The sequence below is a fragment of the Rhodococcus sp. NPDC058505 genome, assembly GCF_042720095.1.
In the GTDB taxonomy this organism is placed as follows: Bacteria; Actinomycetota; Actinomycetes; order Mycobacteriales; family Mycobacteriaceae; genus Rhodococcus_G.
The window spans coordinates 225,864-246,737 of record NZ_JBHXNB010000002.1; the positions used below are offsets into that span (position 1 = coordinate 225,864).

The 20,874-nt window shown below is 69.1% G+C and carries 20 protein-coding genes and 1 pseudogene; 11 read left to right on the top strand and 10 right to left on the bottom strand.

Going from position 1 to position 20,874, the window contains the following annotated elements; all coding sequences use genetic code 11:
* Positions 1-115: 115 nt before the first annotated feature.
* The 4 genes and pseudogenes from ACFWPA_RS02690 to ACFWPA_RS02705 all read left to right on the top strand — a co-directional run.
* A pseudogene (locus tag ACFWPA_RS02690) lies at positions 116-820 on the top strand (alpha/beta fold hydrolase); the annotation flags it as partial.
* A complete protein-coding gene (locus ACFWPA_RS02695; RefSeq protein ID WP_378509386.1) occupies positions 820-2,535 on the top strand; it encodes an FAD-binding protein in 1,716 nt (571 codons plus the stop codon). The pseudogene ACFWPA_RS02690 and the gene ACFWPA_RS02695, both read left to right, overlap by 1 nt.
* 64 nt (positions 2,536-2,599) lie before the next feature.
* Complete coding sequence (locus ACFWPA_RS02700) at positions 2,600-3,772, top strand: hydroxylase (RefSeq protein ID WP_378509385.1); 1,173 nt, start codon at positions 2,600-2,602, stop codon at positions 3,770-3,772.
* A 27-nt stretch (positions 3,773-3,799) separates the two neighbouring features.
* On the top strand, positions 3,800-4,723 hold the full coding sequence (locus ACFWPA_RS02705) for a VOC family protein (protein ID WP_378509384.1): 924 nt from the start codon (positions 3,800-3,802) through the stop codon (positions 4,721-4,723).
* A gap of 264 nt (positions 4,724-4,987) precedes the next feature.
* On the opposite strand, the gene ACFWPA_RS02710 is transcribed toward ACFWPA_RS02705, so the two are convergent.
* Positions 4,988-5,464, bottom strand: coding sequence for a hypothetical protein (locus ACFWPA_RS02710; RefSeq protein ID WP_378569586.1), 477 nt, complete (start codon positions 5,462-5,464; stop codon positions 4,988-4,990).
* Between the two features lie 96 nt (positions 5,465-5,560).
* Here ACFWPA_RS02710 and ACFWPA_RS02715 point away from each other — a divergent pair, with 96 nt between their 5' ends.
* Positions 5,561-6,181, top strand: coding sequence for a TetR/AcrR family transcriptional regulator (locus tag ACFWPA_RS02715; protein ID WP_378569587.1), 621 nt, complete (start codon positions 5,561-5,563; stop codon positions 6,179-6,181).
* A gap of 45 nt (positions 6,182-6,226) precedes the next feature.
* Here the strand turns inward: ACFWPA_RS02715 and ACFWPA_RS02720 are convergent, their stop codons facing one another.
* Positions 6,227-7,291, bottom strand: a complete 1,065-nt coding sequence (locus tag ACFWPA_RS02720) for a saccharopine dehydrogenase NADP-binding domain-containing protein (protein WP_378569588.1) — start codon at positions 7,289-7,291, stop codon at positions 6,227-6,229.
* Positions 7,292-7,391: 100 nt separating this feature from the next.
* Between ACFWPA_RS02720 and ACFWPA_RS02725 the strand changes: the two genes are divergently transcribed.
* From ACFWPA_RS02725 to ACFWPA_RS02740, 4 genes are all read left to right on the top strand, one after another.
* Positions 7,392-8,306 carry an AraC family transcriptional regulator gene (locus ACFWPA_RS02725; RefSeq protein WP_378569589.1) on the top strand — a complete coding sequence of 305 codons (915 nt, stop codon included), beginning with the start codon at positions 7,392-7,394 and terminating at the stop codon, positions 8,304-8,306.
* A 192-nt stretch (positions 8,307-8,498) separates the two neighbouring features.
* Entirely contained in the window at positions 8,499-9,230 is a 732-nt protein-coding gene (locus ACFWPA_RS02730; protein WP_378509379.1) for a flavodoxin family protein, read from the top strand.
* Between the two features lie 74 nt (positions 9,231-9,304).
* Positions 9,305-9,991 carry a glyoxalase gene (locus ACFWPA_RS02735; protein ID WP_378569590.1) on the top strand — a complete coding sequence of 229 codons (687 nt, stop codon included), beginning with the start codon at positions 9,305-9,307 and terminating at the stop codon, positions 9,989-9,991.
* Between the two features lie 90 nt (positions 9,992-10,081).
* Positions 10,082-10,492, top strand: coding sequence for a VOC family protein (locus ACFWPA_RS02740; protein WP_378509377.1), 411 nt, complete (start codon positions 10,082-10,084; stop codon positions 10,490-10,492).
* A 6-nt stretch (positions 10,493-10,498) separates the two neighbouring features.
* Here ACFWPA_RS02740 and ACFWPA_RS02745 read toward each other — a convergent pair whose 3' ends face one another.
* Positions 10,499-11,158 carry a TetR/AcrR family transcriptional regulator gene (locus tag ACFWPA_RS02745; RefSeq protein ID WP_378509376.1) on the bottom strand — a complete coding sequence of 220 codons (660 nt, stop codon included), beginning with the start codon at positions 11,156-11,158 and terminating at the stop codon, positions 10,499-10,501.
* 181 nt (positions 11,159-11,339) lie between these two features.
* Here ACFWPA_RS02745 and ACFWPA_RS02750 point away from each other — a divergent pair, with 181 nt between their 5' ends.
* Positions 11,340-13,445: an ABC transporter permease gene (locus ACFWPA_RS02750; protein ID WP_378509375.1), complete on the top strand. Its 2,106-nt coding sequence runs from the start codon at positions 11,340-11,342 to the stop codon at positions 13,443-13,445.
* A gap of 126 nt (positions 13,446-13,571) precedes the next feature.
* Here ACFWPA_RS02750 and dmpG read toward each other — a convergent pair whose 3' ends face one another.
* Genes dmpG through ACFWPA_RS02765 form a run of 3 tightly spaced genes read right to left on the bottom strand, consistent with a single transcriptional unit; the run spans position 13,572 to position 16,365 of the window.
* Positions 13,572-14,603, bottom strand: coding sequence for a 4-hydroxy-2-oxovalerate aldolase (gene dmpG, locus ACFWPA_RS02755; RefSeq protein ID WP_378509374.1), 1,032 nt, complete (start codon positions 14,601-14,603; stop codon positions 13,572-13,574).
* Positions 14,600-15,544 (bottom strand): acetaldehyde dehydrogenase (acetylating), encoded by a 945-nt coding sequence (locus tag ACFWPA_RS02760; RefSeq protein ID WP_378509373.1) that lies wholly within the window; start codon positions 15,542-15,544, stop codon positions 14,600-14,602. Before ACFWPA_RS02760 ends, dmpG begins: the two co-directional genes overlap by 4 nt.
* A complete protein-coding gene (locus tag ACFWPA_RS02765; RefSeq protein ID WP_378509372.1) occupies positions 15,541-16,365 on the bottom strand; it encodes a 2-keto-4-pentenoate hydratase in 825 nt (274 codons plus the stop codon). The genes ACFWPA_RS02760 and ACFWPA_RS02765 overlap by 4 nt, the downstream gene beginning before the upstream one ends.
* A gap of 68 nt (positions 16,366-16,433) precedes the next feature.
* Between ACFWPA_RS02765 and ACFWPA_RS02770 the strand changes: the two genes are divergently transcribed.
* Complete coding sequence (locus ACFWPA_RS02770; protein ID WP_378509371.1) at positions 16,434-17,195, top strand: IclR family transcriptional regulator; 762 nt, start codon at positions 16,434-16,436, stop codon at positions 17,193-17,195.
* Here ACFWPA_RS02770 and ACFWPA_RS02775 read toward each other — a convergent pair.
* The 4 genes from ACFWPA_RS02775 to ACFWPA_RS02790 all read right to left on the bottom strand — a co-directional run bounded on the left by ACFWPA_RS02775 (position 17,192) and on the right by ACFWPA_RS02790 (position 20,756).
* The gene (locus tag ACFWPA_RS02775) at positions 17,192-18,352 is read right to left on the bottom strand and encodes an alpha/beta hydrolase (protein WP_378569591.1); all 1,161 of its coding nucleotides are present in this window, start codon (positions 18,350-18,352) and stop codon (positions 17,192-17,194) included. The two genes, ACFWPA_RS02770 and ACFWPA_RS02775, sit on opposite strands and share 4 nt — an antisense overlap.
* Positions 18,353-18,506: 154 nt before the next feature.
* Entirely contained in the window at positions 18,507-19,298 is a 792-nt protein-coding gene (locus ACFWPA_RS02780; RefSeq protein WP_378569592.1) for an SDR family NAD(P)-dependent oxidoreductase, read from the bottom strand.
* 59 nt (positions 19,299-19,357) lie between these two features.
* Positions 19,358-19,618, bottom strand: a complete 261-nt coding sequence (locus tag ACFWPA_RS02785; protein WP_378509368.1) for a hypothetical protein — start codon at positions 19,616-19,618, stop codon at positions 19,358-19,360.
* On the bottom strand, positions 19,599-20,756 hold the full coding sequence (locus tag ACFWPA_RS02790) for a Rieske 2Fe-2S domain-containing protein (protein WP_378509367.1): 1,158 nt from the start codon (positions 20,754-20,756) through the stop codon (positions 19,599-19,601). The genes ACFWPA_RS02785 and ACFWPA_RS02790 overlap by 20 nt, the downstream gene beginning before the upstream one ends.
* Between the last annotated feature and the right edge of the window lie 118 nt (positions 20,757-20,874).

Here is a 20,874-nt window from a genome sequence, read left to right on the forward strand (position 1 = left end):
GGGTGTGACCGCCCCCCGGGGGGCCGGCGCGGGCCGGGGGGGGGGGGGGGGCCCGCCCCCGGCCGGGGCGGCCCGGGGGGGGCCCAGCGCGGGGGGGGGCCGCGCCCCCGCCCCCCCCCACTTCCGGTGCCTGGTCCTCGAGTTCCCCGGCTTCGGCGTCAGCGACCCCGGCGACGGGCACCCGATGATGATGGCCGGCGCCTCCGTCGGGAAGTTCCTCGACGCGCTCGGCATCGACGAGCCGGTGCACGTGATCGGCAACTCGATGGGCGGCATCGTCGGCACCAACCTGGCGATCAACGCCCCGCACCGGGTCCGCAAGCTCGTCACCATCGGCGGCGTCGGCAAGAACGTCTTCGCCCCCGGCCCCGGTGAGGGCATCAAGCTGCTGATGGAGTTCACCGACGACCCGACCAGGGACCGCCTCGTCCGCTGGCTGCAGTCGATGGTCTACGACCCGGCCGTGGTCACCGACGAACTGATCGAGGAGCGCTGGCAGCTCGCCACCGAGCCGACCACCCTCGAGATCGCCGCGCGGATGTACAGCAGCAAGGCGTTCGCCGCCAACGCGGCCGCCGCGAAGGCGTCCGGCGCCACCCCGTACTGGGCGCAGCTGCACAAGGTGCAGGCGCCGACCCTGCTCACCTGGGGCCGCGACGACCGGGTCAGCCCGGTGGACATGGCGATGCTGCCGATGCGCGACATCCCGAACGCGGAACTGCACGTGTTCCCGAACTGCGGACACTGGACGATGATCGAAGCGAAGGCGGCATGGACGTCCGCGGTCCTGGCCTTCCTGCTCCGCGAGGACGCGAACTGATGACTGAACAGAGCGAGCACATGACTGCAGAGCAGTGGGACACCACCGTCGACTTCCTGATCGTCGGCAGCGGCGGCGGCGGCATGTCCGCGGGCGTCACCGCGGCCGAGCTGGGCCTGAACGCCCTGATCATCGAGAAGGGCAAGAAGTTCGGCGGCTCCACCGCGATCTCCGGCGGCGGCATCTGGATCCCCAACGCCCCGACGCTGACCCGCAAGGGCATGGTCGACGACCCGAACGAGATCAAGCACTACCTGCGCACCCTCACCGCGGGCACCGGGGTCAGCGACGCCCGGATCGACGCCTACGTCGACAACGGCCCGAAGCTGATGGAACTGCTCGACCGCAACAAGAACATGCAGCTCTACTGGGTGAAGGGCTACTCCGACTACCACCCGGAGGAGCGCGGCGGCAGCCCGCTCGGCCGCACCATCGAGTGCACGCCGTTCGACACCCGCAAGCTGAAGGAGGACGAGCAGTACCAGCGTCCGAACAGCATGAAGGGCCCCCTCGGCCTGTGGGTCACCTCGAAGGACTACCACGACCTGGCGATGGTCAAGCGGACCTGGGCCGGCCGCCGCGCGTCCCTCGTCGCGGCCTGGCGGGTCGCGTCGAACACGGTGCGCCGTCGGCACATGTCCACCGGCGGCCGGGCCCTGGCGGCCCGGATGCGCATGGTGCTCAAGGACTACGGCGTCCCGCTGTGGCTGCGCACCTCGATGACCGAACTGATCACCGACGCCAACGGCGCCGTGATCGGTGCCGTCGCCGAGCGTGAGGGCACGACCGTCCGGATCCGTGCCACCCGCGGCGTGCTGCTCGCCACCGGCGGCTTCGACCACAACCAGCAGATGCGCGACCGGTACCTGCCCGAGCACGGCCGGGCGAACATCAGCGCGGGCGCCAAGGAGAACACCGGCGACGGCATCCGGGTCGGCCAGGACGTCGGTGCCGCGGTGGACCTCATGGACGACGCGTGGTGGATGCCGTCGGTGTTCCACCCGATGGGCGCGGTGATCCCGCTGGTCTCGGAGCGGTGCATCCCGCCGTCGGTGATTGTCAACGGCGAGGGCGAGCGGTTCACCAACGAGTCGTCGCCGTACGTGAACTTCGTGCACGACCAGCTTGAGGGCGGACACGTCCCTGCCTGGTTCGTCATGGACACCAAGGCGAAGAACCGGTACCCGTTCGCGCAGGTGCTGCCGAACATGCCCTTCCCACAGGGGTTCTACGATTCGGGTGTCGTCCACAAGGCCGACACCCTGCGTGAGCTCGCCGAGCAGATCGGCGTCCCCGCCGACAAGCTGCTCGCCACGATCGACCGGTTCAACGGCTTCGCCAGGTCCGGCAAGGACGAGGACTTCGGCCGCGGCGACAGCGCCTACGACCGGTACTACGGCGACCCGACCATGAAGAACCCGAACATGGACGAGATCGTGAAGGGTCCGTTCTACGCGATCAAGTGCGAGGCGGGCGACCTCGGCACCAAGGGTGGACTCGTCACCGACGAGAACAGCCGGGTGCTGCGCGCCGACGGCACCGCGATCACGGGCCTGTACGCGACCGGCAACACCACCGCCTCGGTGATGGGCAACGAGTACGCGGGCGCAGGCGCCACCATCGGACCGTCGATGGTCTTCGGGTATCTCGCCGCGAAGTACGCCGCCGCGAATACGCTCCCACTGACCGAGAGCACCGAAGCCACGTCCGCCTGACGGCTGGGACGTTCACAACCAAGAGGCGGCCTCGCCGCCGGATCAGCGAAAGTTGAGGGAAGTCATGGGAGAGGTCCTGGACCGGATCATGCAGCACGCGGACGAGATCCGCGAGGGCGGCATCGAGGGCGAGAAGCTCATGCGCCTGTCGGACGGCAACGCCAAGCGGCTGCGTGACGCGGGCGTCATCCGGATGCTGCAGCCGAAGGAGTTCGGCGGCCTCGAGGCGCACCCGCGTGAGTTCGCCGAGACCGCGATGGGCATCGGCGCCGTCGACGGCTCCACCGGCTGGGTCTCCGGCATCGTCGGCGTGCACCCGTGGGAGATGGCGTTCTTCGACCCCAAGGCCCAGCAGGAGGTGTGGGGCGAGGACGTCAACACCTGGATCGCGTCGCCGTACGCGCCCATGGGTGTCGCGGTCCCCGTCGACGGCGGCTACATCCTCAACGGCCGCTGGTCCTTCTCGACCGGCAACGACCACTGCGAGTGGGTCATGATCGGCGCCGCGCTCGGCGACAAGGACGGCAAGCGCACCGGCAAGAACCTGCACGTGCTGGTGCCGAAGTCGGACTACACCGTCGACCACGACAGCTGGAACGTCGTCGGCCTGCGCGGCACCGGCTCGAAGGACTTCGTCGTCAAGGACGCGTTCCTGCCCGCCTACCGCACGATCGACGCCGACATCGTCCTGCAGGGCAACGGTGCCGCGCACGCTGGCCGCGACGAGACGCTGTACAAGTTCCCGTTCTCGTGCATCTTCCCGCTCGGCATCTCCTCGTCGCTGATCGGCATGGCCGAGGGCGGCCTCGGGCTGTACATCGCCATGCAGAAGGAGCGGGTCGCGGTCACCGGTGTCCCGATCAAGGACGATCCGTACGTCATGTACGCGATCGGGCAGGCCGCGGACGAGATCAACGCGTCCCGGGTCGCGATCCTCGAGACCGTCGACCGGTTCTGGGACAAGACCGAGAAGGGCGAGAAGATCACCTTCGAGGAGCGTGCGATCGGTCGCCGCACCCAGACCAACGCCGCGTGGCGCGCCGTCAGCGCCCTCGACGAGGTCTTCGCCCGCGCCGGTGGCGGCGCGATGAAGGTGACGCTGCCGCTGCAGCGTTTCTGGCGTGACGCGCACGTCGGCCTGTCGCACGCGATTCACGTGCCCGGCTCGATCAACCACGCATCGGCGCTGACCCAGCTCGGCGGCGAGCCGCAGGGCATCCACCGCTCGATGATCTGATCTGTCGACAAGGATTGGTGAACATTCATGGCTGACATCCGATCTCTCGGATACCTGCGGGTCCAGTCCCAGGACCTGCCCCGCTGGCGTGAACTGGTCGTCGACGGCCTCGGCATGGCCGTCGGCACCGGCCCCGACGAGGACGCGCTGTACCTGCGCGTCGACGAGCGGACCTCGCGACTGCAGGTCCTGCCCGGTGACGTGGACAAGGTCCTCGCGGTCGGTTGGGAGGTGCGCGACGAGTTCGGGCTCCAGGCCGTGCGCGAGCGGGTCGAGAAGGCGGGCGTCGAGGTCCGCGAGCTGACCCAGGAGGAGGCCGACTACCGGCGCGTCGAGCGGGCGATCACGTTTGCCGACCCGTCCGGCACGGTGCTCGAGGTGTTCTTCGGGCCGGTTCTCGACCACAGCCCGCTCGTCACCCCGCACGGTGGCCGGTTCGTCACCGAGGCGGCGGGCCTCGGCCACGTCGTGCTGCCGACGACGCAGTACCAGGAGACCTACGACTTCTACACGCAGGTCCTCGACTTCCTGCCGCGCGGCGCGATCCGGCTCGGCGGGCTCGACGCGCCCGGCCCGCCGCGTCGGGTCCGGTTCCTCGGCATCAACCAGCGGCACCACAGCCTGGCGATCTGCCCGGCGCCGCCGTCCGAGGCGCCCGGCATGGTGCACCTGATGATGGAGGTCGACACCCTCGACGCCGTCGGTCAGGCGCTGGACCGGGTCACCAAGAACGGCTTCTCGCTGTCCTCGACGCTGGGTCGGCACACGAACGACAAGATGATCTCGTTCTACGTGCGGGCGCCCGGCGGCTGGGACCTCGAGTTCGGTACCGAGGGCATGCTGGTGGACGAGAGCCACTTCACCGCGGAGGAGATCACCGCGGACAGCTACTGGGGTCACGACTGGTCCGGGTCGGAGCCGCTCGCGGCGTTCGCCCCGCCGAAGGCCTGACCCGACGGGCAGGATTCACCAACGCCGAACGCGGCGGTCGCTCACGAGGCGACCGCCGCGTTCGGCGTTTCACGGGTGGACGGGCGGGTCGCAGGACACGGTCCGGAGCGGTAGCCGGGCGGTGCGACCGAGGTGCTGTGCACACCGCTTCTGCAGCACGCGCAGGGGCGTTCGACGCAGAAAACCCCTGCGCACACCCGAAAAGGTATGTGCACAGGGGCTTTGCGCGTGGTGTGGGGGAGGGGCCGGAATCGGCCACCCGGTTCAGGCGCGGGCCAGTTCCTCGGCCATGCGGGCGGTGATGGTGGTCAGCACCCGGGCGGCGGTGGCCAGATCCTCGGGGGCGACCGCGCCGTAGGCTGCGGCCACGATTGCGCTCGATTCGCCGCGGACCTTGCCCGCGAGCGCCACACCGTCCTCGGTGGGCTCGACCAGATCACCCGAAGTCGCCCGCAGCAGGCCGCTTTCGAGCAGCGTGGTCAGGGCGATCCCGGTGTCGGCGGGATTCCACTGGGTCATGGCGGTGACGCGGGTGACGTGGGCGGCCGGATCGACCGGTGTGCCCACGGCCAGGGCCTGGTTGAGCACGATCCACTGCTTCTCGTCCAGCGTGGTACCGGCCAGTGCACGGGTCAGCACCGCGGTGTGGTGCTTCTCGGCCTGGCCGATGATCGACGGGTTCAGGGTGGCCGGTGCGGTGGTGTTCATTGCGCGCTCCTTGTTCGAGGCGATGCTGGACATGGGACGATTCTGACACTGAGTCTCATAAATGTTCAAGTGTCAATTTCGACTGAGTTACTTTCGTGCCTGAGGTTCGTATCGGGCTAGGATCCCGGCATGCCCATCGACGACCGCGCGCTGCCGCTGCGTGAACGCAAACGGCTCCGCACCCGCCGCGCTCTCGCCGACGCCGCGCTCCGGCTGTTCACGGAGAAGGGTTTCGCCGCGACCACCGTGGAGGAACTGGTCGATGCGGCCGAGGTGTCGCGGAGCACCTTCTTCCGGGCCTTCCCCACCAAGGAGGCCGTTGCCGTCGAGGCCGAAACCGAGCTGTGGGCCAGCTATCTCGACGCCCTGGACGCCACCGACCTCGGCGGCCCGGTCCTCGCCGCGCTCCGCGACATCCTCACCGGCGCGGTCGCCGAGCTCGCGGATGACTGGGACGTCCGCTACGTCGCCACCCGCAAGCTGGTGCTCACCGCCCCCAGCCTGCTCGGCCACGTCGACTACGCGCGATCAGGGGTGGAAACTCAAGTTGCCCACCAGATGGCGCGAAAGCTTGCCCTCCCTGACGGAGACCTGCGCCCCCGTGTTCTCGCCGAGCTGACCACCACCGCATGGAGTATTGCCGGGCGCGGCTGGGTCGCCGTCGATGCGAGCGGGGGCCGGGCCGAGCTCATCGAACGCCTGCACCAGGCATTTGCGGTCATTCCCGACGCACTCGGACTGTCGGCGTGAACAGGTGCGACCCAGGACGAATGGGGGTCGGCAATACGCCCTCGTTTACCGGACCGGGGTGATCTGCCACGTGATGTCGTGACCGGCCAGGGAATTGAGGAACTCGGTGGGGTCGAAGGCTTCGGCGGGGGCCAGTGCGCCGGGCTTGAGGTCGTCGGTCGCGAGGCGGGTGGCCGCCTCCACTGCCATGATCGCGGTGTCGCGGTAGGCGTCCGGGCCGGTGAGCACGCCGCGTACCGCGGTGCCGTCTGCTCCGATGGCGTCGAGTACCAGCTCGTAGCGGAGGTCGGTGCTCGGCTCGGGCAGTGCATCCAGCAGTTCCGGGGTGAAGCCGGCGAGCTGGGCGAGCATGTCGGCCTCGACGACGCCCGCCACGAAGGACACGTCGGTGTGCCGGGGAATGGTGAGAACCGGGGGTTGCTGGAATTTGGCGACCACGGTCGGGTCCGCGTCGCCAGGGAAGGTCATCAGCGCGTGCCGGTCGATCGGGCCGGTGCGCAGTGCGCCGTCCGCGAAGTGCCAGCCGCCCGAGCGGAACCAGTCCAATCCGGCCAGAACGGTTTCCGCGCTGCCGCGCGATCCTCCGCCCTCACCCCGGGTGACCAGGCTCATCACGACCTCGGCCGGTGCTGCCACCTCCCGCGCGGCCAGGTGACCGAGCAGGTCACCGGGCAGGTTGCTGTTGGTGATGCCGCCGAGGATCGTCACGCTGGCGGCTTCGGCGCGTGGACCATACTCGTCGAACACCTTCCGCAGGAACAGTTGCTCACCGGAGGTGTCGGTGTAGTGCGCACCGGCCGCGATGGCCGCGGCCAGCACCGGTTCGCCGAAGGCGACGTAGGCGGGCAGAGTGCTGATGACCACGTCGGCATCGGTAAACGCGGTGGTGAGAGTGGCCGGGTCATCCAGGTTGGCGAGCCGGATCTCGGCGTCGGGTAGGCCGGCGGCGGCGGCCGCTACTTGCAGACGGGTAGCGTTGCGGCCCACCAGAATCGGAGTGAGGCTACGACGCCGGAGTTCGTGCAGGACGTATCCGCCGGTATGGCCTGTGGCTCCGTACACCGCGATGGTGGGGCGGTGGCCATTCGGGTGCTGTGTGCTGTTCGTCATGAGTACGAAGCTATGGGGGAGCGCTCGGGGATTGAATGGCTCATCGGCTCACCCCGATGCCCGAATGACTCACCTGTCGGTCGATCAGTAGATTGGCGCCGTGGACGTGCTCAGTGACACCATCACCGCCATCCGCACAGGTGCTCCGACCTGCGGCGTGTTCATTCGGCACGCACCCTGGGGTCGGGACTATCCCGTGGTGCCGGGCACCGGATTCCACGTGGTCCTCGCGGGTTCGTGCTGGCTGGTGCCACCCAGCGGTGCTCCGATCGCGCTGGGCGCCGGGGATGTGATCCTGATGCCGCGCGGGTCAGGCCACGTGCTCGTGGACAGTCTCGACAGTGCGGTGACCGAGCAGGCCCACCTCGGGGAACCCCGCGAGCTCAGCGGCCCCGGTGTGCGTAGCGAATTGATGTGCGGCGCCTACGCATTGGGTCGGCAGCGTAGCCATAGACTGCTCGACGAGTTGCCCGATTTCGTGCACATCCCCGTGCGGCCGGGTGCTGATCCGGGGTTGCGTGGGCTCGTCGACGTCTTGGCCATGGAGCTGGCGCGGCCGCGCGCTGGAACCGACGCCGCCGTTCCGGCGCTGCTGGAGACGCTGCTGCTGTTCGCGTTGCGCGCCTGGTTCGAGAAGCAGGCCCCCGCCCGGACGGGCTGGGCCGGAGCATTCGCCGATCCGGGCGTGCTCGCCGCCCTCCGCGCCATCCACGATGCACCCGAACGAGCCTGGACGGTACCTGAACTCAGCGCCGTCGCCGGGGTGAGCCGGGCGACGCTGACCCGCAGATTCGCCGCCACGGTCGGTGAACCGCCGCTGTCCTATCTCACCCGCTGGCGCATGCTCACCGCGGCCCGGTTGCTCCGTGACACCGACACGCCTCTGGCCGGTGTGGCCCGCAAAGTCGGCTATCAGAGCGAGTTCGCCTTCGCGAAGGCGTTCAAACGTGAATACGGTCTTGCGCCCGGTCAGTACCGGCGCGGCGACGATGGCGAGAGCGTCGTCGCCGTCTGAACACGCAACCCCCGCCGTCACCAGCGCCGTGAATCGCGTGGAATGGCCATCTGGCTGTGCAGGCCTCCGACGCGCGAGAACCACGGGACAGGGGCGGGGTCGCGTCGCGGCCGGGCCAGGTTTGGCGTGCGACTGCCCGGGGACCCGCCTATCGTGGAAGCTCGGATCCGCCGTCCTACTCGGAGGTGCCCGATGTCCGGTCCCGCGTCCCCGGAGTCGCGTCCCGACTTCACCGGCCTGCTTGCGGTGTATGTCAACTGCACCCTCAAGCGGTCCCCGGAGCGCAGCCACACGCAGGGGCTGATTGATCGGAGCGTGTCGCTGATGCGGGAGTCAGGGGTTGCGGTCGACCAGATTCGCGCGGTCGACCACGACATCGCGACCGGCGTGTACCCGGACATGACCGAGCACGGGTGGCCGAGCGACGAATGGCCGCGCCTGTTCGACCGGATCCTCGCCGCCGACATCCTGGTGCTGGCCGGCCCGATCTGGTTGGGCGACAACAGTTCCGTGATGAAGCGGGTGATCGAGCGGCTGTACGGCTGCTCGGCGATCCTGAACGACAAGGGGCAGTATGCCTACTACGGCCGGGTCGGTGGGGCGCTGTTCACCGGCAACGAGGACGGCGTCAAGCATTGCGCGATGAACGTGCTGTACAGCATGCAGCACCTCGGGTATGTGATCCCGCCGCAGGCCGACGCGGGCTGGGTGGGGGAGGCGGGCCCCGGCCCGTCCTACCTGGACGAGGCGTCCGGCGGACCGGAGAACGACTTCACCAACCGCAACACCACGTTCATGACCTACAACCTGATGCACCTTGCGGCAATGATCAAGGCGGCGGGGGGAATTCCCGCGTACGGCAATCAACGGTCGCTGTGGGACGCGGGCTGTGCGCCGACCTTCCCCAACCCGGACTATCGCTGACGCTGGAACCGGCGGTTCGTGGACCGGCATCGTCTGCTAGCTTCGAGCACCCGATTCCCCACGAAAGGGTCGCCGTGCCGCGAACTCCGGAACTGCCCGCCGCCGACACCGTAACCCCCAACGAGGCAACGGTGCCGCTGCTGCCCTGCCTGTCGGTGGACGACACGCTCGCGTTCTACCGGGCACTCGGATTCGAGGTCACCTACGAGATGACCCGCCCGTACCTGTACCTTGCGCTGTCGTTCAGCGGATTCGAGGTGCACTTCGGAACGGCGCCGGAGGGTCTGGATCCCACCAGGGAGACCTCGGGTGGTTGTCTGGTGCTGGTGGACGCGGTTGCCCCGTACCACCGGGCGTTCAGCTCCTCGCTGCGCACGGCACTCGGGCGGGTTCCCGGCCGTGGCCTGCCCCGGATCACCCGATTTCGGGAGGGGCAGAGCCGCTTCACCGTCGTCGACCCCTCCGGCAATAGTCTGATCTTCATTCAGCGTGACGAGCCGGACGTCGAGTACGGCGGATCGAGCGGACTGGACGGGTTGGCCAGGGCGGTCGACAACGCCCGGATCTTCCGGGAGTTCAAGAACGACGACGCGACCGCGGCGCGGGTGCTGGACGTGGCGCTGCGCAGGTTCGGTGAGGCGGCGGACGACGCGACTCTGCTCGGCGCCCTCACCGCCCGCGCCGAGGTGGCGATCGCGCTGGACGACCCGGCCACCGCCGACGAGCTGGCCGGCCGGATCCGGGCGCTCCGAGCGCAGTAGCGCTCGCGGTCGCCTGCGGGGCTTGCCAAGGCGGCTCCGGGGCGGTAGTTGTGGAGCAGCGTCGCGTGCCGGTGGCGGACTGCGTCAGGCATGGAGGCGTCGGACCAAGGGGTTTCCTTGACCATCTCGCTCAACCACACGATCGTCGCTGCGAAGGACCGGCAGCATTCGGCCTACTTTCTCACCTGGCTCCTCGGGCTCCCGGACCCGGTGCCCGCGGGCCACTTCCTCGCCGTGCGGCTCGAAAACGGGGTGACGCTCGATTACGCCGAACCGCCGGACGGCGTCGTGCCCGCGCAGCACTACGCCTTCCTGGTCTCGGAGGAGGACTTCGACGCCATCTACGGCCGCATCGGCGAGATCGGTCTCGAGCACTGGGCGGACCCGCGCCAATCTGCGCACGGAATCAACCGGAATGATGGCGGGAGGGGAACGTACTTCCTCGACCCGTCCGGACACTTTCTCGAGATCATCACCCGGCCGTACGGTTCCGGGGGGTAGTGGGCCTCAGAGCAGCGTCGACGAATCCGGGTGGAACGGACTGGGTTCCGACACCGGGGCGCCGAGTAGTCCCGCGGCGGCATCGGTAAGGAAGTTGCCAAGCGCCGCCCAGTCGGCCGGGCGGTTGCCCGCGGCAATGCCCGACTCGTACTCGGCGCACACGTCGAAGATCATCCGGCTCAGGATCCAGGCCCGCCCGACCATCACCTCACGGTCGAGGTGGCCGAGGTGTGTCATGGCGAGGGCCCGGATCCGCTCAGATTCGGCGGAGATGCTCGCCGCCCGCTGCGCGAACAGCGCCGCCGCCGTCGGGTTGTGTCGGGCCTGGTTGATGAACCGGGCCCGCCACGATGGCGGTGGGAGCAATGAAAATGCCTGTGTCGCAGGAAGGATCATGCATCGCAGGTAGTCAGTGAGGCTGCCGTCGGTGCCGATGTCGTGGAGCATGGCGGTGCGTAGTGCGCCGGTGCTCGCCGCCTGCCGGTCGAACAGTGCCCGGATCAGGCCGTCCCGGTCACCGAAGTGGTAGGCGACCGCGGAGTGATTCGAGTTCCCCGCCTGCTCGGCGATGCGCCTGCTGGAGATCTGGTCGATGCCGTACCGGCCGAACAGTTCCTCGGCCGCGTCCATCAGCGCGGTCCGCGCCTGCTCGCTCTTGCGCGCCATCTCGCTCCCGTTCGTCGGTGGCACCGACCGATGTGGTCGTCGGTGAACCGTGTCCATGATCCCGCGCGCGGTGAGACCAACGTCATGGCGGGCCGATATGGCACGATTTAAGACACGTGGCGTAAATTTGGGGGGTGTCCGGTAGGCGCCGGGCTCCCAGCCACGCAGACGAGGAGTATTCGTGACCGAACACGTGCAGCCGCTGTCCGAGGAGGTGGAACTGGTGGATCCCGCGGCCGAGGCGGCGCGGGAACGCAAGATGCGGATCGCCCGCTATGTGGGCATGCTGATCTTCCCGTTTCTGATGGTGACGATGCTGGTTGGCGGCTACCTCGGCGCGATGCATGCGCCGACGCCACACGACCTGCCGGTCGCCGTGGTCGGCGCGAGTCCCGCCGACTCCGCCCGCCTCGCGGATGCGCTCGACGCCACCGACCCGTCCGCGCTCGCCGCCAGGGTCGCCGACGACGTCGATCAGGCACGCGCACTCGTCACCGACCGCGAGGTCGTTGGTGCCGTCGTGTTCTCCGGCACCGGCGAGGCCACCGTCCTCACCGCGGGCGCGGCCGGCGCGTCCCAGGCGTCCACCGTCACCAACCTGCTGGTGCCGTTCGCGGCCGAGCAGGGCGCCACCGTCCAGACGGACGACCTCGCACCGCTGCCCGCGCACGACGGCGCGGGCCTCGCCGTCATGTTCATGACCACCGCCCTCGCGCTCGCCGGCTACATGCCGCTGAGCCTGATCCTGTCGGCGGCCCCGGAACTGCTCCGCAAGCGCCGCATCTTCCCGCTGCTCGCGGGCTGGGCCGCACTGGTCGCCGCCGTCGTCTGGGTGGTCGCGGACCCACTCCTCGGGGCCGTCCAGGGCCACACCGCCGCGGTCCTCGGGATCTGCTGGCTCGGCGTGTTCGCCATCTCGGCGGTGCAGTTGTTCCTCACCCGGATCTTCGGGCCGCTCGCCGTGCTCGTCGGCATGCTCTTCCTGATGGTGCTCGGCATCCCCGCCTCCAATTTGGGCATGTCGGTGCACACGATGCCCGGCATGTTCTCGGTGCTGTACACCTTCCTGCCGTCGCCCGCGATCGGTGAGGCACTGCGTTCGGCGCTGTACTTCGGCGGAACCGGCCTGACCGGACACCTCGTTGTTCTCACCGTCGGTGCCGTGGCGGCCATCGCGTTGACGGTGGTCGTCGACGTCCTGCGGCGGCGCAGGAACCCCGAGACGGCACCGCCCGAGGTGACGATCGCGTCCTTCACCGGCGGTCGTCCGCAGTCCCGGCGGGTCCGCTACGCCACGATCGTGCTGTTCCCGCTCGCGATGGTCGTGATGATGCTGTCGATCATGACGTCGGCGATGTACCAGCCGTCGCCGCGGGAACTACCGGTCGCGGTCGCCGCCGCAGACCCCGTCGAGGCCGAGCGGATGGCCGCGGGCCTGGACGGGTCGATGGCGGGCATGTTCGACGTCCGGATCGCCGCCCCCGACGAGGCGGAGCAACTGGTCGTCGACCGAACGGTGGTCGGTGCGTTCGTGCTGCCGAGCGTCGACAGCCCGACGGCGACGCTGATCACCGCGGGAGCCGCAGGCATGAGTCAGCAGCAGGTCGTCACCACCGTGTTCACGCAGGTGGCGCAGCAGCAGGGCATGGCGCTGACTACCGCGGACGTGACGCCGCTCAGCGCCGATGACACCGTCGGCACGGTGAGCATGTACCTCGCGATCGGCTGGATGATGTCCGGATTCATGCTGATCATCGTGATGTCGACGGCGGCACCGGAGCTGCTGACCCTGCGTAGGCTGCTGCCGATCGCGGCAGGCTGGGCGGTCGCGATGTCCGCGGTCGTGTGGCTCATCGCGGGACCGGTCGTCGGGGCGGTGTCCGGGCACGCCGGGCAGCTCATCGGTGTCGGTGCGCTCGCGACGTTCGCGATCTCGCTGTTCACCACCGTTTTCGCGCGGCTGATCGGCATGCTCGCCGTGCTCCCCGTGATCCTGGTGGTCATGTTCCTCGGCGTGCCCGCCTCGGGCGGCGGGATGTCGATCTACCTGTCGCCCGAGATCTTCCGGACGCTGCACGACATCCTGCCGATGCCCGCCGCGGTCGAGTCGGCCCGCTCGATCCTCTACTTCGGCGGTGGGGGCGTCGGTGGCCACCTGGTGACGTTCCTGGTCTGGGCCGCCGTCGCCCTCGTCTGCGTGCTCGGCATCGAATGGTTCACCGACCGCAGGCAGGGCACACCGCCCGCCGAACCGGTGACCGAGGAGAAGGTCGCCGCGCTGGTCTGACGGACGGCGCGAATGCCCCTGTGCACACCGCTTCTGCGGCACGCGCAGGGGCGTTCGACGCAGAAAACCCCGGTGCACACCCGAAGAGGTGTGTGCACAGGGGTTCTGCGCGTGGCGTGGGGGACGCTACTTGGCGGCCGCCTCGCGCTCGGCGACGATGTTCAGCGCGATGTCGATGAGCATGTCCTCCTGGCCACCGACCAGCTTGCGCTTGCCCGCCTCGAGCAGCAGGGTGCGCACGTCGACGCCGTAGCGCTCCGACTGGATCTCGGCATGCCGCAGGAAGGACGAGTACACGCCCGCGTAGCCGAGGGTCAGCGTCTCGCGGTCCACCCGGACCGGCCGGTCCTGCAGCGGGCGGACGATGTCGTCGGCCGCGTCCTGCAGCTTGAACACGTCGCAGCCGTGCTTCCACTCGTACAGGTCCGCGACCGCGATGAAGGGCTCGATCGGGCAGTTGCCCGCGCCCGCACCGTGTCCGGCGAGTGACGCGTCAACGCGGTAGACGCCCTCCTCCACGGCCACAACGGAGTTGGCGACCGACAGCGAGAGGTTCTCGTGGGCGTGGATGCCGATCTCGGTGCCCTCGTTCAGCACATCCTTGTAGGCGCGGACCCGGTCCCGGACCCCACCCATGGTCAGGCGTCCACCCGAGTCGGTGACGTAGACGCAGTGCGCGCCATACGATTCCATCAGCTTGGCCTGCTTCGCGAGCTCCTCAGCGGGTGCCATGTGGCTCATCATCAGGAAGCCGGAGACGTCCATGCCGATCTCGCGGGCGGTCTCGATGTGCTGCGCGGAGACGTCGGCCTCGGTGCAGTGCGTCGCGATGCGCACCGAGCGCACACCCAGCTTGTATGCGTGCTTGAGCTCCTCGATGGTGCCGACACCGGGCAGCAGCAGCGTGGTGAGCCGCGCGTGCTGCAGAACGTCGGCCGCGGCCTCGATCCACTCCCAGTCGGTGTTCGAGCCCGGGCCGTAGTTCACCGAACCGCCGGCGAGTCCGTCGCCGTGCGCGACCTCGATCGCGTCGACGCCCGCCTCGTCGAGCGCCTTGACGATCCGCTTGACGTTGTCCGTCGAGATCCGGTGGCGCACCGCGTGCATGCCGTCACGGAGGGTGACGTCCTGGACGAAGATGGTGGGGTTGGTGCTCATCGGCCTGCTTCCTTCTGCTGTGCGATCCGCTCCGCGATCTGCTGTCCCGCCGAGGTCATGATGTCGAGGTTGCCTGCGTAGGCGGGCAGGTAGTGGCCCGCGCCCTCCACCTCGAGGAAGATCGACACCTGGTGCGTCGGGCGGTTGCCGTCCACGATCAGGGTCTCGACCGGCTGGTCGGCCGGGATCTCGGTGATCTGCACCTGCTGCTTGAGGCGGTAGCCGGGCACGTAGGCGGCGACGTCGCCGACCATCTTCTCGACGGACTGGCGGATCTCGTCGTGGGTGGCCGGGTCCGGCGCGTCCACGAGGCAGAAGACCGTGTCGCGCATCATCAGCGGCGGCTCGGCCGGGTTGAGGATGATGATCGCCTTGCCGCGCTTGGCTCCGCCGACGGAGACGATCGCGGCCGAGGTGGTCTCGGTGAACTCGTCGATGTTCGCGCGGGTGCCCGGACCGGCCGACTTCGACGCGATCGACGCGACGATCTCGGCGTACGCCACCGGAACGACGCGGGAGACCGCGGCGACCATCGGGATGGTGGCCTGGCCGCCACAGGTGACCATGTTGACGTTCTCGGCGCCCAAGTGCTCGTCGCCGTTGACGGCGGGGATCACGTACGGGCCGATCGCGGCGGGCGTCAGATCGATCATCCGCTTGCCGAGCGGGCGCAGCCGGGCGTCGTTGGTGACGTGCGCCTTGGCCGAGGTGGCATCGAAGACGATCTCGATCTCGTCGAAGTTCGGCAGGTTCACCAGACCCTCAACACCCTCCGCGGTGATCGGCACGCCCAGCGCCGCGGCGCGGGCCAGACCGTCCGAGGCGGGGTCGATGCCGACCATCGCACCCATCTCCAGGTGCTCCGAGTGGTTCAGCACCTTGATCATCAGATCGGTGCCGATGTTGCCCGATCCGATGATCGCGACCTTGACCTTGCTCATGCGTTCACTCCTTCCGTGAAACGTGTTGTCACGGAACCGAGTCCGGACACTGTGACGGTGACGGTGTCGCCGGCCTGCACCGGCGCCATCGGGCCGAGTGCGCCGGACAGGATCACCTGTCCGGCACGCAGCGGCTGACCGAGTTCGCGGGCGGTCTGTGCCAGCCACACGACGGCCTCGATCGGATCGCCGAGGCAGGCCGCGCCGTTGCCGCTGGAGACCTCGACGCCATTGACGGACATCGACATGGTGACGTTCACCGGCTCGACCTCGTCGAGGGTGCGCCGCTCGGTGCCGAGGACGTACACGCCGGACGAGGCGTTGTCGGCGACGGTGTCGCTGAACCGGATGTCCCAGCCCTGGATCCGGCTGTCACAAATCTCCAGCGCGGTGACCGCGTAGTCGACGGCGTCGCGGACCTGCGCGGCGTCGAGCGGGCCGTCGATCAGATCCTTGCCGAGAACGAAGCCCACCTCCCCCTCGATCTTCGGCTGGATCAGCCGCGACATCGGGATGTCGGACCCGTCGGCGAAGTCCATGTCGTCGAAGAGCACACCGAGGTCGGGCTGGCCGACGCCGAGCTGCTCCTGCACGGCCTTCGAGGTCAGGCCGATCTTGCGGCCGACGATCCGGGCACCGGCCTGCACCCGGCGCTCGTTGAACTGCTGCTGGACCGCGTAGGCCGCCTCGAGGTTGGCCTCGCCGATCAGGTCCCGGATCGGGGCGCACGGCACACCGTCCGCCGCGGCGGCCGCGAGGCGGTCCGCTGCGGCGGCGATGTCGGATTCGCTCGCTGCGATGGAGTTGGTGGGCTGGCTCATGCTCCAACTGTTACGGGATTCCGTCGCCCGGACCAGGCCTGCGTCTCACTCAGCGATACGCTCGGCTGATGACCGGAGGCGTGAACCTCGACACCGTGCTCGGCAAGGCGGTGACGATCCTGCGCGCCTACCGCCCGGACGATCAGGTGCTGCCGCTCGCCGAGCTGGTCCGCCGGACCGGACTGCACAAGGCCACGGTGCACCGCCTCGCGGGTGAACTGGTCGCCAACCGGCTCCTTGACCGGGTGGACGGCGGCTACCGGCTCAGCGGCGGCCTGTTCGAACTCGGCATGCTCGCCTCGCTCGAACGCAGCCTGCTGGAGATGGCGATGCCGTTCCTGCAGGACCTGTACGAGCGGACGCACGAGACCGTGCACCTCGGGGTCCGCGACGGGCACGACGTGGTGTACGTCGCGAAGATCGGCGGCCATCGACAGGCGAAGTCCCCGTCCCGCACCGGCGGCCGCATCCCGCTGCACTGCTCCGCGATCGGCAAGACGCTGTTGGCCTTCGCCGCCCCCGAGCTTCAGCGCGAGGTGCTGGCGGGGCCGTTGGTCCGGCGGACCCCGCATACCATCGTTGCGCCGGGAATCCTTGGCCGCCAACTGGATAGGATTGTCGAGACGGGTGTCGCGTTCGAACACGAAGAGTCCGCGCTCGGCATCAACTGCGTCGCTGCCCCGGTCGTCGGCCGCGGTGGGGAGACGGTCGCCGCGATCAGCGTCACCGGACCGACGGGGCGGTTCCGTCCGGAGACCCAGGTCGCGGCCGTCCGCGCCGCCGCCGCCGGGCTGGGTAGCACGATGGCCCGCCGGGACCAGTTGCGCTAGGCGGTCATCCCGAACGATCGGGCCAGCGTCGGCCACGCCTGCGGCAGCTGGTCCCGCCAGTACACCCACGCATGGACACCGTCCGGCTGATATCGGACGGTCGCCGGAATCCCGAGGTCGTCGAGTCGCGCGTCGAGCCTGCGGGTGCAGGCGTTTGCCGAGGCCTCGATGGTCGCGCCGACCGTCACCCGGTCCTGGTAGTCCGGAATGTCGGGGGTCTCGTACCGGCCCGGTGATCCCGGCATCACGGACAGGAAAATGTCCATGCCGCGCAGCGCCTCGGCGCCCCGAACGCTGTCATGCGCCGCCCATCCGGGGCCGCCGACCTCGCCCCATGCGTTGACCGGGTCGCCGCCGCGGGACGAGATCGTCCACAGCACGCTGAGCTTGCCGACGTCGTCCATCGTCGAGTAGCAGCCGCTCATCGCCGCGATGCCGCGGTACATGCCGGGATGCCGGTGCGCGAGCATCATCGCGCCCTGCGCACCCATCGAGATGCCGAGCAGCGACTTGACCCCGTTCGTGCGCAGCCGGGCGTCGAGCAGCGGCGGCAGTTCCTCGGTGAGGAACGTCTCCCACTTGTGCAGCCCGACGGCGGGGTCGATCCGATCCCAATCGGTGTAGAGGCCGGACACCCCGCCGTTGGGCATCACGACGTTGACGTTCTTGTCCGCGAAGAACGCCGGGACGCCGCCCATCGTGACCCAGCCGGACGTCTGCTCGTTCGCGTCGACCCCCTCAAGCGCGTAGAGCGACGGCCTCGGCACCGAATTATCCTTCGGCAGAAGAACTTCCACTCCTACCTCGCGGCGGAGTGCGGGCGAGGCGACGGTGAACCGGACGAGCCGGTCGGTCATGCGCTCCTCGCCGACGATCGCCGCCGCCGTGATGTCGTCGCGTAGTTCGGGGAGGACGGGGTGCTCGTTCTGCAGCGGGCCAGGGATCGTGGATCCGCCGGTCACGCTGCCGCCGTCCGAGCCGGCGGCACTTCCGCTGCTGCCGAGCAGGTCGCTGCTGCCCGGCACCGCGACGGCGGGCGCGACCGGGACCGCGAGCAGCGCGGCAACGGCGACGGCGCAGGCGCAGGCCCGCAGCGTGCGGGGACGCCGGTCGAGCGTTGCCGCGGCGTGGATCGGTGCGGGACGGGTCGAACGCACGGCGGCTCCCGGATTCGGTTGTTGGTGGGCGCGCTGAACCTACACCGTCGGTGCGGCGTCCCCGACCGGAACGGGTGAGGACCCGATCACCGGTCGCCAACGAGCAGTGGCCGCACCCGGGACGGGTGCGGCCACTGCCGGGGAGCTCGAGAAATCAGCCGCGGTTGAGCAGCTTGCGCATCGCGACGGCGGCACCCTTGACCATCTTGTCGCGGGGGAAGCCGCTGCGCTTCTGCGCGGCCTCGTAGTTGCCGCCCGCCACCCACACCGGGCCGTCGGCAAGGTGCTCAAGACCCTCACGGGCCGCGTCCTCCGGCTCCTGCACGATCATGCCGGGGATGTCGAAGTTCAGCCCGGCGCGGACCATCGCCGGGGTCCGGGTGACGCCGAGGATGAACTCGACGACGTGCACGCCGTGCGGCTCAAGCTCGAGCCACAGCGACTCGGCGAACACCCGGCTGAAGGCCTTCGACGCCGCGTAGATGCTCTGGTGCTCGGAGCCCATGTAGCCGGCCAGCGAGCCGAGCAGCATGATGCCGCCGCGACCGCGCTCGCGCATCAGGCCACCGAAGTGGTGCGAGAGTTCGAGCTGCTTGAGAATGTTCAGCTCGATCACGCCGCGGAAGCCGTCCAGCTCGCCGGTGACGAACTCGTGGCCGTAGGAGTTCGCGCCCGCGTTGAAGATCAGCAGCCCGACCTCGACGTCGTCGGTGACGGCGCGGATCTGCGCGAGCGCGTCGCCCACCAGCAGGTCCAGCGACAGGGTCCGGACCTCGACGCCGTGGGAGCGGACCTTCTCCGCGGTCTCCTCGAGCGGGCCCGGCTTGCGGGCGATCAGCACGAGATTGAAGCCGTCGGCGGCCAGCTGGTCCGCGAACGCCGCGCCGACGCCCTCGGAGCCGCCTGCGATGACGGCCCACGGGCTGTACTGGTTGATGTCGACCATGGAAGATCCTCTCGGACGGGCGCCGACGATGCGCCCGCGGTTGTCGGTGTGCCGGACGGTCAGTCCACGACCTGCGGCGCGGGGACCGGGTCCTCGTTGGTGATGGGCAGCCGGCCGTCGTTCGCGGCCTTGTCGATCGTCGCGGTCAGCGCCTCGCAGCGCATCACGGGAGCCCCGGGGCGGCCCTCACGCCCGGTCCACTCGTGGATCTCCCGGCAGGCGTCCTGCGCGGCCTCGTCCCACTGAATGGCAGTGTGCTCCCAGCTGTGCTTGAGGACCCGCACGCGGGCCCCGCACGCCTCACACGCCAGCGGCTGCATTCTCCAGCGCCTTCTTCTCGAGGTTCGCGTCGACCTCCTTGCGCCACGCGGCGACCGCCTTCGTGGTGTCCATCTCGTGCTCGAACCGCTCGACCATCTCCGGCTGCACGTCGGCGCGGTCCACGTAGAACTGCTCGTACCAGCGGCGCAGCTGGTAGACGGGGCCGTCCTCCTCGCACAGCAGCGGGTTCTCGATCCGGGTCTTGTTCTTCCAGATCGCGATGTCCTGCTCGAAGCCCTTCGCGATGAACGTGCCGAAGTTCTTCGCCATGTCGGTGGCGGCGGTGCCCTGGAACTTGTCGGACTTCTTGACGATGATGCCGTACATCAGCACGAACTTGTCCGGGGTGACCGGGTAGTGGCAGTTCAGCAGGACCGACTCGACGTTGTGGTCCTCGTACTCGTAGACCAGGTCATCGATCATGAACGACGGGCCGAAGTACGACGCCGCCGAGTTGCTGCCCTTCATCCGCGGGGTGCCTGCGGCGTGCGGGCGCTCGTCCTCACGCGCGGTGCCGCGCATGAACTGGCTCGCGACCTGGCCCTCGAAGACGTTCTTGAAGAACGTCGGGAACGAGTAGTGCACGTAGAAGAAGTGCGCCATGTCGACGATGTTGTCGACGATCTCGCGGCAGTTGATGTCGACCTCGGTGGTGAACCAGACCCAGTCCGACCACTCGTCGGACAGCGCGCCCTCGATGCGCGGGATGTACATGTCCTCGTCGGTCGGGGCCTTGCCCTCCGGGTCGTGCCAGACGAAGAGCATCCCGTCCTGGTCGAGGGTGTGCCACGACCGGGTGCGGGCCAGCGGGGGAACGCGGCGGGCGTAGGGGATCGAGGTGCACTTGCCCTTGCCGCCCCAGCGCCAGTCGTGGAACGGGCAGGCCACCGAGTCGCCCTTGATGGTGCCCTGGCTCAGGTCGCCGCCCATGTGCCTGCAGTATGCGTCGAGGATGCTGAGCTTGCCCTCGCTGTCGGCGAAGACGACGAGCTTGGTGCCGAACGCATGGACGCTGTGCGGCTTGCCGTCACGGAAGTCCTCGGCGAGTCCGAGGCAGTGCCAGCCCCGCGCGAACCTCGTAGGTGCGGCGCCCGCTTCGATCACGCGAACTTCGTCGGCAGACTGCGTGCTGGTCACGGTTCATCCTTCCGGTCGAGGTACCGCACGTGGCGGCACGATTCATGACCTCGGACGCTAACGACGCGGGTCACCGGGTTCGCCGAGTATCTCACTGGCCGGGACCTCCCGCAGTGCG

What these genes read in the sequence shown, in the direction of transcription:
- ACFWPA_RS02765 (WP_378509372.1), bottom strand. Translation starts at nt 16,365, where the DNA reads ATGAGCCAGCCCACCAACTCCATCGCAGCGAGCGAATCCGACATCGCC.
- ACFWPA_RS02710 (WP_378569586.1), bottom strand. Translation starts at nt 5,464, where the DNA reads ATGTCCAGCATCGCCTCGAACAAGGAGCGCGCAATGAACACCACCGCA.
- ACFWPA_RS02705 (WP_378509384.1), top strand. Translation starts at nt 3,800, where the DNA reads ATGGCTGACATCCGATCTCTCGGATACCTGCGGGTCCAGTCCCAGGAC.
- ACFWPA_RS02785 (WP_378509368.1), bottom strand. Translation starts at nt 19,618, where the DNA reads ATGCAGCCGCTGGCGTGTGAGGCGTGCGGGGCCCGCGTGCGGGTCCTC.
- ACFWPA_RS02740 (WP_378509377.1), top strand. Translation starts at nt 10,082, where the DNA reads ATGGAGGCGTCGGACCAAGGGGTTTCCTTGACCATCTCGCTCAACCAC.
- ACFWPA_RS02780 (WP_378569592.1), bottom strand. Translation starts at nt 19,298, where the DNA reads ATGGTCGACATCAACCAGTACAGCCCGTGGGCCGTCATCGCAGGCGGC.
- ACFWPA_RS02695 (WP_378509386.1), top strand. Translation starts at nt 820, where the DNA reads ATGACTGAACAGAGCGAGCACATGACTGCAGAGCAGTGGGACACCACC.
- ACFWPA_RS02720 (WP_378569588.1), bottom strand. Translation starts at nt 7,291, where the DNA reads ATGACGAACAGCACACAGCACCCGAATGGCCACCGCCCCACCATCGCG.
- dmpG (WP_378509374.1), bottom strand. Translation starts at nt 14,603, where the DNA reads ATGAGCACCAACCCCACCATCTTCGTCCAGGACGTCACCCTCCGTGAC.
- ACFWPA_RS02715 (WP_378569587.1), top strand. Translation starts at nt 5,561, where the DNA reads ATGCCCATCGACGACCGCGCGCTGCCGCTGCGTGAACGCAAACGGCTC.
- ACFWPA_RS02770 (WP_378509371.1), top strand. Translation starts at nt 16,434, where the DNA reads ATGACCGGAGGCGTGAACCTCGACACCGTGCTCGGCAAGGCGGTGACG.
- ACFWPA_RS02700 (WP_378509385.1), top strand. Translation starts at nt 2,600, where the DNA reads ATGGGAGAGGTCCTGGACCGGATCATGCAGCACGCGGACGAGATCCGC.
- ACFWPA_RS02730 (WP_378509379.1), top strand. Translation starts at nt 8,499, where the DNA reads ATGTCCGGTCCCGCGTCCCCGGAGTCGCGTCCCGACTTCACCGGCCTG.
- ACFWPA_RS02760 (WP_378509373.1), bottom strand. Translation starts at nt 15,544, where the DNA reads ATGAGCAAGGTCAAGGTCGCGATCATCGGATCGGGCAACATCGGCACC.
- ACFWPA_RS02745 (WP_378509376.1), bottom strand. Translation starts at nt 11,158, where the DNA reads ATGGCGCGCAAGAGCGAGCAGGCGCGGACCGCGCTGATGGACGCGGCC.